11 protein-coding genes are annotated in these 13,661 nt (G+C 38.1%); 10 read left to right on the top strand and 1 reads right to left on the bottom strand.

Translation table 11 applies throughout. The features are described from left to right. Positions 1-136 precede the first annotated feature (136 nt). The 4 genes from MMB69_RS22360 to MMB69_RS22345 all read left to right on the top strand — a co-directional run bounded on the left by MMB69_RS22360 (position 137) and on the right by MMB69_RS22345 (position 4,411). The gene (locus MMB69_RS22360; protein WP_013059738.1) at positions 137-1,576 is read left to right on the top strand and encodes a S41 family peptidase; all 1,440 of its coding nucleotides are present in this window, start codon (positions 137-139) and stop codon (positions 1,574-1,576) included. Positions 1,577-1,738: 162 nt separating this feature from the next. Beyond that, on the top strand, positions 1,739-2,929 hold the full coding sequence (locus MMB69_RS22355) for a PDZ domain-containing protein (protein ID WP_221785839.1): 1,191 nt from the start codon (positions 1,739-1,741) through the stop codon (positions 2,927-2,929). Positions 2,930-2,955: 26 nt separating this feature from the next. Next, entirely contained in the window at positions 2,956-3,180 is a 225-nt protein-coding gene (locus MMB69_RS22350; RefSeq protein WP_013059736.1) for a DUF2198 family protein, read from the top strand. Positions 3,181-3,496: 316 nt separating this feature from the next. Continuing rightward, the gene (locus tag MMB69_RS22345; protein ID WP_221785933.1) at positions 3,497-4,411 is read left to right on the top strand and encodes a proline dehydrogenase family protein; all 915 of its coding nucleotides are present in this window, start codon (positions 3,497-3,499) and stop codon (positions 4,409-4,411) included. Between the two features lie 64 nt (positions 4,412-4,475). Here the strand turns inward: MMB69_RS22345 and MMB69_RS22340 are convergent, their stop codons facing one another. After that, positions 4,476-6,137 (bottom strand): sigma-54 interaction domain-containing protein, encoded by a 1,662-nt coding sequence (locus tag MMB69_RS22340; RefSeq protein WP_221785838.1) that lies wholly within the window; start codon positions 6,135-6,137, stop codon positions 4,476-4,478. A gap of 336 nt (positions 6,138-6,473) precedes the next feature. Between MMB69_RS22340 and uvrB the strand changes: the two genes are divergently transcribed. The 6 genes from uvrB to MMB69_RS22310 all read left to right on the top strand — a co-directional run bounded on the left by uvrB (position 6,474) and on the right by MMB69_RS22310 (position 13,470). After that, entirely contained in the window at positions 6,474-8,453 is a 1,980-nt protein-coding gene (gene uvrB / locus MMB69_RS22335; protein ID WP_055991626.1) for an excinuclease ABC subunit UvrB, read from the top strand. Between the two features lie 6 nt (positions 8,454-8,459). After that, positions 8,460-11,336 carry an excinuclease ABC subunit UvrA gene (uvrA, locus tag MMB69_RS22330; RefSeq protein ID WP_221785837.1) on the top strand — a complete coding sequence of 959 codons (2,877 nt, stop codon included), beginning with the start codon at positions 8,460-8,462 and terminating at the stop codon, positions 11,334-11,336. Between the two features lie 87 nt (positions 11,337-11,423). Further along, the gene (locus MMB69_RS22325; RefSeq protein ID WP_221785836.1) at positions 11,424-11,735 is read left to right on the top strand and encodes a hypothetical protein; all 312 of its coding nucleotides are present in this window, start codon (positions 11,424-11,426) and stop codon (positions 11,733-11,735) included. Between the two features lie 39 nt (positions 11,736-11,774). Further along, the gene (locus MMB69_RS22320; protein ID WP_057244835.1) at positions 11,775-12,866 is read left to right on the top strand and encodes a DUF4097 family beta strand repeat-containing protein; all 1,092 of its coding nucleotides are present in this window, start codon (positions 11,775-11,777) and stop codon (positions 12,864-12,866) included. A 41-nt stretch (positions 12,867-12,907) separates the two neighbouring features. Continuing rightward, positions 12,908-13,102, top strand: a complete 195-nt coding sequence (locus MMB69_RS22315; RefSeq protein ID WP_013059728.1) for a PspC domain-containing protein — start codon at positions 12,908-12,910, stop codon at positions 13,100-13,102. Positions 13,103-13,104: 2 nt separating this feature from the next. Continuing rightward, positions 13,105-13,470 carry a phage holin family protein gene (locus MMB69_RS22310; protein ID WP_221785835.1) on the top strand — a complete coding sequence of 122 codons (366 nt, stop codon included), beginning with the start codon at positions 13,105-13,107 and terminating at the stop codon, positions 13,468-13,470. The last annotated feature ends 191 nt before the right edge of the window (positions 13,471-13,661 follow it).

Genomic DNA, 13,661 nt, shown 5'->3' with positions numbered 1-13,661 from the left:
TAACAAAAAGGCATCGCACTTGATTTGTGTGGTGCCTTTTGCTACAAATAACACATGCATCCTTTTTATTACATAGTTTTGGTTGTATCTATTATAATAAGAAGAGATGGCTTAAGGTTGAGGAGGATGAAAGAACTTGAATCGGAAAATCGTTGCACTATTAATGGCACTCTCCTTAGTTGTTGGAGCAGCAGGTACATATTTTGGCATTCAGTATGCAAATGCTGGAACGGTCAGTACCCCCCTTACAACTTCTTCAAATGATAGTAAAGTGGAAAAGGAAGAGCTAGACAAGATCAAGCAAGCTTATGAACTGATATCTTCAAAATATTACAAAGATGTAGATGACAAAAAATTATTAGATGGCGCAATCCAAGGAATGGTACAAACCTTAGGAGACCCTCACTCATCTTACATGGATAAGAAAACGGCACAGCAATTCACGCAGTCTCTTGATTCATCGTTTGAGGGAATTGGCGCTGAAGTAAGCATGGTAGATGGAAAAGTAACAATCGTAGCTCCGTTTAAACAATCTCCTGCGGAAAAAGCAGGATTAAAACCAAATGATCAGATTTTAAAGATCGATGGTAAAAGTATCGCGGGTCTGGAATTGAATGAAGCAGTATTAAAAATTCGCGGTAAAAAAGGCTCTACCGTGACATTAGATGTTCAACGACCGGGCGTGAAAGAAACGATGAAAGTAAAAGTTGTAAGAGATGAGATTCCAATTGAAACCGTCTATTCTTCTGTTAAAAATGTAAACAATAAAAAAATTGGCTACATGGAAATTACGTCATTCTCTGAATCAACGGGAGACGAATTTACGAAACAGTTGAAAAAACTTGAAAATAAAAATATTGATGGCTTAGTTCTAGACGTTCGGGGAAATCCTGGTGGCTATTTAACGAGCGTTGAAAAAATGCTTGATAAATTAGTAACGAATAAAAAGCCATATATCCAAATTGAAGATCGTAACGGTGAACGTCAAAAAGTGGTTTCTTCAATGAAAAAGCAAAAGGATTATCCAATTGTGGCCTTAATTGATGGAGGAAGTGCATCCGCTTCTGAAATTCTTGCCGGGGCATTAAAAGAAGCAGGAGGATACAAGCTAGTTGGTGAAAAATCCTATGGAAAAGGAACGGTTCAACAAGCTGTTCCAATGGAAGACGGCAGTAATTTAAAATTAACGTTCTATAAATGGCTAACGCCTGATGGAAACTGGATTAACGAAAAAGGTATAAAACCAACAGTAGAAGTCAAGCAGCCGGATTATTATTATGCAAATCCAATTCAAGTTGATAAAAAGCCATTAACACGTGATATGACAGGTGACCAAGTTAAGAATGCTCAAGTGATGCTAAAAGGCCTTGGCTTTGAACCTGGACGTACAGACGGATATTTTAGTAAAGAGACAGAAACAGCTGTAACTGCATTCCAAAAAGCCAATAAGCAAAAAGCTACAGGTGAAATCGATGAAGATACAGCAGCGCTTTTACAAACAAAACTTCTAGAAAAAATTAAATCAAAAGATGAAGATCGTCAGCTTCAAACGGCTTTAAAGCTAGCTAGTCAATAAGAAGTAGAAAAAGTTCCGTGCTTTTCCAAAGCGCGGAACTTTTTTAGTAAAAACAACATTGTCGGTTAGTGATGCATTTTGATAAAATAAAGAAGCCTATGATACATAACAATCAATCGTAAATGTTGTAATAAAAATGTGAAAAATACAGGTGGTGAAAAAATGGATTTTGCATTAGAGCTCTTAAAAGGTATCGGGCGTTTGTTTTTACATCCGTTAACTTATTTATTTCTGCTCGTCTCGTTTTTTGTAGGTCTTTCTCGCGTCAAGAGAGAGCGTCAGAATTTTCATGTTCGCGTGTTTGATTTTATTTTAGAAGCAAAATATTTATTTTTTCCAGGTATCATTATTGGGTTGATTTTATCCGTTGTTACCGTGTTGCTAGGTGTCTATGTATCTATAGGAATGATTGTACTTGTAGCTGTTTTAACTTTTATCATAAGCGGCCCTTGGACGTTTAAATGGCTTTCTCCTTCTTACACCGTAGGACTGGCTGTGCTTGCAACCTTGCTTATTCCGGCATCTGGTTTCGGTGAAGGATTTATTCAAACGTGGTCTGTGCAAGCCCATAACGCAGATCTACCTTCCCTGACTATTTTAATGTCTCTGCTTGTATTAGCAGAAGGATATTTAATTTGGAAATTTGGAGCAAAAGGTACGTCTCCAGCCATTGTGAAAAGTAAAAGAGGGCAGGAAATTGGGGCTCATTACTCTCAAAAATTATGGGTAGTCCCGCTTTTTGTCTTAATTCCAGGCAGCGCCATTACGTCTGTGTTTCCATGGTGGCCTGTGTTATCTATTGACGGAACATCATTTAGCTTGTTTTTTGTTCCTTTTGCTATCGGTTTTTATCAGCGAATTCAAAGTATGGTGCCGTTTAAATCTATTGAATTTACCGGTAAGCGTGTATTAGCATTAGGCGTGGGATTAACGATCATTACGATTGCTGCCATTTTTTATCCTCTTGCCGCTGTAGCTGTTGTTATTCTAGCGATCATAGGAAGAGAGTCGATTCGTTTGCAGCAGCGTCGAAGCGATGAAAAAGCGCCCGCACTATTTACTAAGCGCACACAAGGTTTGGTTGTATTAGGAATCATCCCTCATTCTCCGGCAGAGAAAATGGGTTTGAAAGTAGGAGAAGTGATTATTAAGGTAAATGGAATCGCTGTATCTGAAGTCCATAAATTTTATGAAGCATTACAAGTTAATAACCGTGCTTTTTGTAAGCTAGAAGTTATTGACGAAAATGGAGAAGTTCGCTTTACTCAGCGAGCATTGTATGACAACGAACATCATGAACTAGGTATTTTGTTTGTACACAATTATACAAAACGTGATTCACAAGCTGGTTAAAAGACGGATAAAAAGGAGAAATGTTTGTGGAAGTCAAAACGATTGCCGCAGTTTTTCTACCCGCCATATTGCTTGTTCTGTTTGCTAGAGTAACATATAACTTATATGTTGCCACAGCGCTGACGCTTTTGTTGATAGCTGTTTCTGTATATAAAGGGTACGCAGATTATCCGCTTATTATTTTAATAGATTTACTTTCAGCAGCCATCGGTTTTATATATGCAAAAAGCATGCTAGCAGCTGGAAAATAAAGATTGTTGGTTTGATGATAAGTTAATCGCTTGTTATTAAACTGTACACAAAAGCTCTCTGCACAACGTGGAGAGCTTTTTTATGTAAAAAAATGAGTTAGAACTTATAACAATATTGTTCCGGTTCATTTAACGAGCGAGTATAATCAAATTAATTAGACAAATATGTTTATGAATGAAATATTTTAAACACTTATGTATAAATTCATTTAAATAGGTGTACAGAAATGTGAGAAGGGTATAGAAAAATAAAATTATTAATCTGAAAATTTAGTTTATTTTTTGATTTTAAAAAATAAAAGGAGGTTTAGGATTGATGGAAGTATTAATGAGAACGATGTTTCAGTCGCTTGGCAAAAATCATTCAATGAACAAATTAGCTAAAAAGTATGGATTGAGGATGGGGGCAGCTCGTTTTGTTGCTGGAGACTCAACCGAATCAGCAATTCAAACATCTAAGGAGCTTAACAATAGTGGAAAAGTTGTTACACTCGATCATTTAGGAGAATTTGTTTTTACAGAAGAGGAAGCCAGGTTGTCTACTGCCATGTGCATTCAGACACTAGAAGCCATTGCAGAATCGGGAGTTCAATCAAATTTATCATTAAAGATGACTTCTTTAGGGTTGGATATTAGCAAAGAGCTTTGTATGGAAAATATGCGCAGAATTTTACACATGGCCAGAATGAATAATATTTTTGTTCGAATTGATATGGAAGACTACTTGCACTGCCAAATCTCCCTTGATATGTATAAAGAATTACGCAAAGAGTTCGATAATGTTGGAATTGTGATTCAAGCGTATCTTTATCGTACAGAACAAGATATGAATGACTTACATCAATATCAAGCCAATTTACGTCTAGTAAAAGGAGCTTATAAAGAATCACCAGAAGTATCATTTCCAGAAAAGAAAGACGTAGATGAAAACTATAAAAAAATCATTAAAATGCATTTATTAAATGGTCACTATACAGCTGTAGCAAGTCATGATGAAGAAATGATTCAGTACACAAAACGATTAGTAAGAGAAAATGGTATTTCAAATGACCAATTTGAGTTCCAAATGCTTTATGGAATTTGCGTAGAGCTGCAGGATCGTCTAGTAAAAGAAGGATATAAAGTAAGGGTTTATGTTCCTTACGGCATTGATTGGTTTGGGTATTTCATGAGACGCCTAGCCGAACGCCCTGCCAATGTATGGTTCGTATTAAAAAATTTCTCCAAATAAGTTCAGTCAAAGAAACATAAAAAATTCGACACAAGTACTCTGAGCTTCGTGTCGAATTTTTTAATTAGTTTAATCCGTATTCTTTGATTTTGTTATAAAGGGTGCCGCGTGAAATGCCAAGCAGATCTGCTGCTGCACTTTTATTTCCATAGGTTTTTTGAAGAGTCTCTTCTATTAGCCTAGCTTCTTGAAGAGACTCTTCTTCTTTTTGAACTTCTGTGAAAGAACTTGCATCTTTCAGATTGTCAGGTAGGTGCGTAAGGGTAATCAACGACTGATCGCTTAGAAAAATCATTCGTTCAATCGTATTTCTCAGCTCGCGAATATTGCCTGGCCAATCGTATTGCATAAAGGCTTCGAGAACTTCAGAGCTAATGAAAGGAGCCTTCTTTTTATACTTCTTGCTGAATTCCTGTACAAATTGCTGAGTCAATGCTTCGATGTCTTCTTTATGGTCTCGAAGCGGCGGAATAATAATGTTGATGACGGTCAGCAGATAGTAAAGATTTTCATGGAATTCACCGGCTTTTAGCAACTCTTCCAAAGGCGTCGTGGTAGAGGCTATAATTCGGGTTTGAACTTGAATTTCTTCCGTGCCTCCAACGTGATAAAAGGATCGTTCTTCCAAGTAACGGAGAAACTTAACTTGAATTTCAAGAGGCATTTTATCAATTTCTTCAATAAATAAAGTCCCGTTGTGAGCCTGCTCCAGTTTTCCCGCAATGGTTGTTGGATCTTCTGAAAAGACATCTTTTTGATGACCAAAGAGCTCAATTTCCAGGAGTCCCGATGGAATAGTGGCGCAATTTAAAGATAAAAAAGGTTCTTTATGTTTAGATCCCCCGTAGTGGATGGCCTGAGCCAGCATTTCTTTCCCAGAACCAGGTTCTCCTGTTAATAAAATAGGCATATCTGTAGATGCCACTTTTTTGGCAATGTCAACGGCTTGCTTAATTTCAGGACTGATACCCGCGAAAGAAGAAAATGGATTATCTTTTGGAATGAGAAGAGACACATCAATTTCTTCATTTAATCTTACAATATTGGTAATGTCGTGTTCAGTTGCGACTCCACCTATGACTCGATTGTTTCTTATAATAGGAGATGCATTGATGAGCACGTGAGTTTGTTCATTAGGACGATGATACGTTCCGCGTACAGGGCGCCCTTCATTTAGAATCGTATGTAGAATGATTGATTCATCTTTGAAATGCTCTCCGATTTTTCTACCCATAATATCATCTCTCTGAATCTTATACGTATGTTCCGCAGCAGTGTTCCACAAGATTACATTTCCTTCATTATCGACCGCTGTCACTGCATCATTAATGGTTTCTGCCAATGTATCAAAATAGGAAGCTAATATCTCATTTTGGCTATGCAAATGTGTAATCCACTGTGAAGGTGTTACAAGTCCTATTGTGGTTTCTTGGTTTTCTGCTTGAATGAGGACTGGTCTGTTCCAGTTTGTGTTGGCTTGTAAATTGGCTAACGTAGAAGTAGAAGATGAAGGCCAATTTGTATCCGCTATTACTTTTTTTATGGAAGATGCCTCGTCATGACCCGTTAACAGGTATCGTTCATCTTTTTGTATTACATAAAAGGTACTTGCTGTGACTACAACGAAGTCATAGTTTGAAAGTTCAGATTTCACTTTAGCTAAAGAAGTTGATTCTTCAACTGTTATAAAGGAGTTATTTATAAGAACTTGATCAACGCTTGCCATACTAAACCCCTCTCAGTACATATTTTTTATACTGTATCATAATTTAGAAATTGGCGCAAAAGCCTATCTTTTTCAAACAATTACGCAGCTTACTTTCTTTTATCGCTTTCATCCAAAGAGTTGTATTCCCTTCGAAAAGGGTAGTATAAGAATTTAGTGGGTAATAAAGTAACAGGGTAAAAAATAAAAACAAACAAACACTATATAAGATTAATACTCATTAGTTTCATTTATGATTATAAAGTGATAAAATACGAATATCAGTTCGTGTTTTCGGTTTTTACATATCGTAATAAAAAATAGATAAAACAAGAAAATGGAAACGGAGGCCTTCATTTGAAAGATCAGTTTGAATTAGTATCCCCATATCAACCGCAAGGTGATCAGCCAAAGGCAATTGAAAAGATTGTGAAAGGAATTAAAGAAGGTAAGCAGCATCAAGTTTTGTTAGGTGCTACAGGAACGGGAAAAACCTTCACCATGTCTAATGTTATTAAGGAAATAAATAAGCCGACATTAATTATGGCTCATAACAAAACGCTTGCTGGTCAATTGTACAGTGAGTTTAAAGAGTTTTTCCCTAATAACGCAGTTGAATACTTTGTCAGTTACTACGATTACTATCAGCCTGAAGCTTATGTACCTCAAACAGATACATTTATTGAAAAAGATGCAAGCATTAATGATGAAATTGATAAACTTCGGCACTCGGCAACTTCTGCTCTTTTTGAACGAAAAGATGTCATTATTATTGCCAGCGTGTCCTGTATTTATGGATTAGGGTCTCCGGAAGAATACAAAGAAATGGTCGTATCTCTTCGAGTAGGAATGGAAAAAGAGCGGAATCAGCTGCTTCGTACGCTAGTGGATGTACAGTACGAAAGAAACGATATTGACTTTAAGCGCGGAACGTTTCGCGTTCGCGGCGATGTTGTGGAGATTTTTCCTGTATCTCGAGATGAACACTGTATTCGCGTCGAGTTTTTCGGAGATGAAATTGACCGCATTCGAGAAGTTGACGCTCTAACAGGAGAAATTATTGGAGATCGTGAACATGTAGCTATCTTCCCGGCATCCCACTTTGTCACGAGAGAAGAAAAAATGCGTGTTGCTATTCAAAACATTGAAAAAGAATTAGAAGAACAGCTAGAGAAGCTAAAAGAAGCAGGAAAGCTTTTAGAAGCGCAGCGCTTGGAGCAGCGCACGCGCTACGATCTAGAAATGATGAGAGAGATGGGCTTTTGTTCGGGAATCGAGAACTACTCTCGTCATTTAACGCTTCGTCCAGCTGGTTCTACACCTTATACACTGCTGGACTTCTTCCCGGAAGATTTCCTTCTTGTTGTGGATGAATCACACGTTACGATTCCTCAAGTTAGAGGAATGTATAATGGAGACCAAGCGCGTAAACAAGTATTAGTAGACCATGGTTTCCGCCTGCCGTCTGCATTAGATAACCGCCCGCTTAAATTTGATGAATTTGAACAGCATATTAACCAAATTGTTCATGTTTCTGCAACACCAGGTCCTTACGAACTTGAGAAGGCACCTGATGTGATTGAACAAATTATCCGTCCAACGGGATTATTGGATCCAAATATTGAAGTTCGACCAATTGAAGGACAGATTGATGATTTAATTGGAGAAATTCACGACCGGATTAAGCGAAATGAACGAGTGCTCGTTACGACGTTAACAAAGAAAATGTCTGAGGATTTAACGAACTACTTAAAAGAAATTGGCATTAAAGTTCAATACCTTCACTCTGAGGTGAAGACGCTCGAGCGTATTGAAATTATCCGAGAGCTGCGGCTTGGAAAATATGATGTGCTTGTAGGAATTAACTTACTTCGTGAAGGTTTAGATATTCCGGAAGTTTCGTTAGTAACCATATTAGATGCCGACAAAGAAGGATTCTTGCGTTCAGAACGATCGCTTATTCAAACCATCGGACGTGCTGCGCGAAATGCTAATGGACATGTCATTATGTATGCAGATCGCATCACAAACTCCATGGACATTGCTATCAATGAGACCAAGCGTCGTAGAAGTATTCAAGAAGCTTACAATGAAGAGCATGGTATTACACCGACAACGATTCAAAAAGAAGTTCGAGGCTCAATTCGTGCAACAGTAGTAGCAGAAGATACAGAAACGTATGAAGAAGCACCGGCATTTGATAAGCTCAACAAAAAAGAAAAAGCAAAGCTCGTAGAAGAAATGGAACAAGAAATGAAAGAAGCAGCCAAAGCGCTTAACTTTGAACGCGCAGCTGAGCTTCGTGACTTGATTCTAGAATTAAAAGCGGAAGGGTGATAAAACATGGCGATGGAAAAAATCGTGGTAAAAGGTGCACGAGCCCACAATTTGAAAAATATCGATATTGAAATCCCGCGAGACAAATTAGTGGTATTAACAGGGTTATCAGGTTCTGGTAAATCTTCTTTGGCTTTTGATACAATCTATGCAGAAGGACAAAGACGTTATGTCGAGTCGCTTTCGGCATATGCAAGACAGTTTTTAGGTCAAATGGATAAGCCCGATGTAGATTCAATCGAAGGATTGTCGCCTGCTATTTCAATCGATCAAAAAACAACGAGCCGAAATCCTCGTTCAACCGTCGGAACTGTGACCGAAATCTATGACTATTTGCGCCTTTTGTTTGCTCGTGTAGGAAAGCCGATTTGTCCTAATCATGGAATTGAAATTACATCTCAAACGATTGAGCAAATGGTAGATAGAATTTTAGAATACCCTGAACGCACAAAACTTCAAGTACTGGCACCTGTGGTATCTGGACGAAAAGGTACCCATGTAAAAGTGTTAGAAGATATTAAAAAGGAAGGGTACGTTCGCATTCGAGTAGACGGAGAAATGCGTGAAATAACAGAAGAAATTGAACTGGAAAAAAACAAAAAGCACTCCATTGAAGTAGTGATTGATCGCGTTGTTGTAAAAAAAGGTGTAGCCGCTCGTTTGTCGGACTCTTTGGAATCAGCTCTTCGCCTTGGAGAAGGGAAAGTAATTATTGATGTGATAGGTGAAGAAGAACTGCTTTTTAGTGAGCATCATGCTTGTCCAAAATGTGGTTTCTCCATTGGAGAACTTGAGCCCCGCATGTTTTCATTTAATAGTCCGTACGGGGCGTGTCCAACGTGTGACGGGTTAGGAACGAAATTGGAAGTGGATAAAGATTTAGTTATTCCTAACTATGACTTAACGCTTCGTCAGCACGCAATTGCACCTTGGGAGCCAACAAGTTCTCAATACTATCCGCAGCTGCTTGAAGCCGTATGTACACATTACGGCATCGATATGGACGTGCCGGTGCGAGATATCCCGGAACATTTATTTGATAAAGTATTATATGGCAGCGGTAAAGAAAAAATTTACTTTCGCTATGAAAATGATTTTGGCCAAGTAAGAGAAAATCATATCGAATTTGAAGGCGTGCTTCGGAACGTAGAGCGCCGTTATCATGAAACAAGTTCAGATTATATCCGTGAGCAAATGGAAAAGTACATGGCTCAGCAAGCTTGTCCAAAATGTAAAGGAAATCGCTTAAAGCGTGAAAGCTTAGCGGTGCTTATTGACGAAAAGCATATAGGAGATACAACCCGCTTCTCCGTAAAAGAAGCATATGATTTTTTTGAAAGTCTCAGCCTATCTGAAAAAGACATGAAGATTGCGGATATGATACTGCGTGAAATTCGTGAGCGTCTAAGCTTTCTCATTAACGTGGGACTTGATTACTTAACATTAAACCGCTCTGCTGGAACTCTCTCAGGAGGAGAAGCACAGCGGATTCGTTTAGCTACTCAAATTGGTTCTCGTTTGACGGGGGTTCTTTATATTTTAGATGAACCTTCTATCGGTCTTCATCAGCGTGACAATGATCGCTTAATTCGCACGATGCAAGATATGCGCGATATTGGAAATACGTTGATTGTTGTAGAACATGACGAAGATACGATGATGGCAGCTGATTATTTAATTGATATCGGACCAGGAGCTGGCGTACACGGGGGTGCTGTTGTTTCTCAAGGTACGCCTCAGGAAGTGATGGAGGATGAAAACTCTTTAACGGGTCAATATCTATCAGGAGAGAAGTTTATTCCTCTTCCAGCGGAAAGACGGTCAATAGATAAAGATCGAATGATTGAAATTATAGGAGCAAAAGAAAACAATTTAAAAAATGTAAAAGCAAAGCTTCCGTTAGGTATGTTCACGGCTGTTACAGGTGTATCTGGATCAGGTAAGAGTACGCTAGTAAATGATATCCTTCATAAATCATTGGCGCAAAAGCTGCATAAAGCAAAAAGCAAAGCAGGAGAACATAAAGAAATCAAAGGCATTGAACACTTAGATAAAGTCATTGATATTGATCAGTCTCCCATAGGCCGTACGCCTCGTTCGAACCCTGCAACGTATACAGGTGTATTCGATGACATCCGAGATGTATTTGCCCAAACAAACGAAGCAAAAGTGCGTGGATATAAAAAAGGTCGTTTTAGCTTTAACGTGAAAGGCGGCCGCTGTGAAGCTTGTCGAGGAGACGGTATTATTAAAATTGAAATGCATTTCTTGCCAGATGTATACGTCCCTTGTGAAGTCTGCCACGGCAAACGATATAACCGTGAAACTTTAGAAGTGAAATACAAAGATCAAAATATTTCAGATGTGTTGGATATGACCGTTGAAGACGCGCTTCACTTCTTTGAAAATATTCCAAAGATTAAGCGCAAGCTGCAGACAATTTACGATGTAGGACTTGGCTATATCACGCTTGGACAGCCGGCTACTACTTTATCTGGTGGAGAGGCACAGCGTGTAAAGTTAGCTTCAGAGCTTCACCGCCGCTCAACAGGAAGAACGCTGTACATTTTAGACGAACCGACTACCGGTCTTCATGTCGATGATATTGCACGATTATTAAAAGTGCTCCAGCGTTTAGTTGAAAATGGAGATACGGTTCTAGTGATCGAACATAATTTAGACGTCATCAAAGCTGCTGATTACCTGCTTGATTTAGGACCTGAAGGTGGAGATAAAGGCGGACAAATTGTGGCTACGGGTACGCCAGAAGAAGTGTCAAAAGTAAAAGAATCCTATACGGGTCATTATTTGAAGCCAATTTTAGAACGTGACCGCAAGCGTATGGAGAAAAAAGTTGAAAAAGCAGAGGCATTAACTCGTTAAAAGACACCAGCATTGGTGTCTTTTTTATAAAGAATGAAACTTTTTAACTCATTAAACCGTAATACATGATATAAGGAGCTGATTATTATGGAAGGAAATCGCATACTATCTTCCTTAAATTATTTTAGCGTTTTCTTTGCACCATTTTTATTACCTATTATTATTTATTTTGTTGTTCATAACATAGAAGTAAAGGAACATGCAAAAACTGCATTTTTGTCACATTTATTACCTATCGCTACAGCGATCTTATTCTTATTTTTCTTGCTTCCTGCTCTTACTGGCTCTAGTGGAACGGTATTTATTCTTTTAATTGTAGCTTTAGTTATTGTTTCTTTAGTTAATGTTGTTGTGTTTGTATGGAATATTGTAAAAGGGATACAAATATTAAGCAGATAGAAAGTTAAATGACTAAAACGTAAAGAGGAGATGGAACGTATGAGTGAAAAGCGCAAACAAATTTTACAGATGGTAGAAGAAGGGAAACTTAGCGTAGATGAGGCTTTAACTTTGCTAAATTCACTGGAAAAAGACTCAGCTAATGATTCTTCCTATGCTACGCCTGATAAAGCTGAGCTATCCCCTTATGTAGGAGGAAAACAGAAAAAAACGTACGCTTCTAAGTCATCTCAAAGCTCTTTAAAGGAAAAATTATTTACATTTGTAGATCAAACGGTAAAAAAAGTAAAAGAAGGAGATTTAGATTTTAACTTTGGTCCTTCGATTGACGTTCAGCACATCTTTCAACAATCAGAAGCATATATTCAAGAGATTGACGTAGATTTAGCAAATGGAAGCGTTCAACTCCGCCCTTGGGGGAGTACAGAAGTACGAATAGAATGTGAAGCTGCTATCTACAAAGTAGAGAATTCGGATGAAGCGCGCCGCACTTTCTTGCAGCATACGGCATTTTCCATCGAAAATGGCAAATTGCGCTTTGCAATTCAGCAAAAGCAAATGAAGGTGAAAGCGATTATTTATATTCCAGAAATGGAATATGAACGCGTCAAGCTCCGTATGTTTAATGGTTCAATCGATGGGGAAAGACTAAGCGTACGAGACCTGAAAGCCAAAACAGCTAATGGTACCATCCGCTTTTACGATGTGAACAGCCATTCTCTTGAAATGGAGACATCAAACGGGCATATGGAACTTTCTCGAATACTCGCTTCGAAATGTGAGCTTGAAACAATCAATGGAACGGTTAAATTTGATGGAGATACAAAAAAGATTGATGTTCAGACATTTAACGGAGATATTGATACGTATTTAAAAGGAGAGCGCATTGAAAAAGCATTTTTCAAAACGACTACAGGAAGCATTACGCTCTATACGCCGCCTCATCTCTCCGTTGATGGAGATTTGAAATCTAACTTTGGGAATTTTACGTGTACACTTCCTGAGATGGAAATAGTAGATGAGAAAAAAGAAACGGTGATGAAACAACTTCGTTTCAAAGCAAATGTCGCTTCGCCGAAAGGCTATAAATTGTTAGCTGAATCCAAAACGGGCTCAATTGTTATAAAATAGAAAACGCTTGTTTTAGTAAAAAAACAAAGGAGATGATTAACGTGCGAAAGTTGTATCGTTCGCGAACAAATCGCAAGCTTGCGGGTGTTATCGGCGGTATTTCTCAGTATATCGGAATAGATGCTTCACTACTCCGCGTATTGTTTATCATCAGTTTATTTTTTACAGTAGGTACTCCGGTCATTTTATATATGATTTTTGTGTTTTTAGTTCCAAATGAAGAAGGAGATTTCTAAAGATGTTATTGCGTGGAATCATTAGTATTTTAATCAATGCCCTCGTATTAATCGTAATTGCAGGTTATATCGACACTTTCCACTTGGAATCAGTCAGTGCAGCTATTATCGCCAGCTTGATTCTATCTATTTTGAACGTGTTTGTTAAGCCAATTTTAGTTTTACTTACCCTGCCGGTGACATTTCTTACGCTTGGGCTGTTTTTATTCGTCATTAATGCCATTACGCTGATGATTACACAAAGTGTTATGGGAGATTCTTTTAATATTGACGGGTTTGGTACAGCACTTTTAGCCTCAGTAATTATGTCGCTTTTAAATGCGCTTATTCAACGAGTGATTGTTGAACCGCTTCAAAATAGAAGATAACTTTCTTGCAATATTTAATTTTCTAAAAAAGATGGTAAGGCGATGCAGCCTATGCCATCTTTTTTTTCTTTTCTTTCCGTATTAATGATAAAATAAAATGGCTAGTAGAATCAAACGCGACATAAAAGCGAGAGTTGGATATACTGTAGACATGAACAGATATATGACTGTTCATAAAAGGAGGATGCACG

The organism is Priestia sp. P5, from assembly GCF_029522155.1.
Classification (GTDB): domain Bacteria; phylum Bacillota; class Bacilli; order Bacillales; family Bacillaceae_H; genus Priestia; species Priestia megaterium_E.
The sequence above is the reverse complement of the archived record's forward strand: the minus strand, read 5'-3'. Positions and strand labels throughout refer to the sequence as shown.

Coding starts and splice junctions, on each gene's coding strand:
- uvrA (WP_221785837.1), top strand. CDS start 8,460: ATGGCGATGGAAAAAATCGTGGTAAAAGGTGCACGAGCCCACAATTTG.
- MMB69_RS22340 (WP_221785838.1), bottom strand. CDS start 6,137: ATGGCAAGCGTTGATCAAGTTCTTATAAATAACTCCTTTATAACAGTT.
- MMB69_RS22355 (WP_221785839.1), top strand. CDS start 1,739: ATGGATTTTGCATTAGAGCTCTTAAAAGGTATCGGGCGTTTGTTTTTA.
- MMB69_RS22320 (WP_057244835.1), top strand. CDS start 11,775: ATGAGTGAAAAGCGCAAACAAATTTTACAGATGGTAGAAGAAGGGAAA.
- MMB69_RS22325 (WP_221785836.1), top strand. CDS start 11,424: ATGGAAGGAAATCGCATACTATCTTCCTTAAATTATTTTAGCGTTTTC.
- MMB69_RS22310 (WP_221785835.1), top strand. CDS start 13,105: ATGTTATTGCGTGGAATCATTAGTATTTTAATCAATGCCCTCGTATTA.
- MMB69_RS22345 (WP_221785933.1), top strand. CDS start 3,497: ATGGAAGTATTAATGAGAACGATGTTTCAGTCGCTTGGCAAAAATCAT.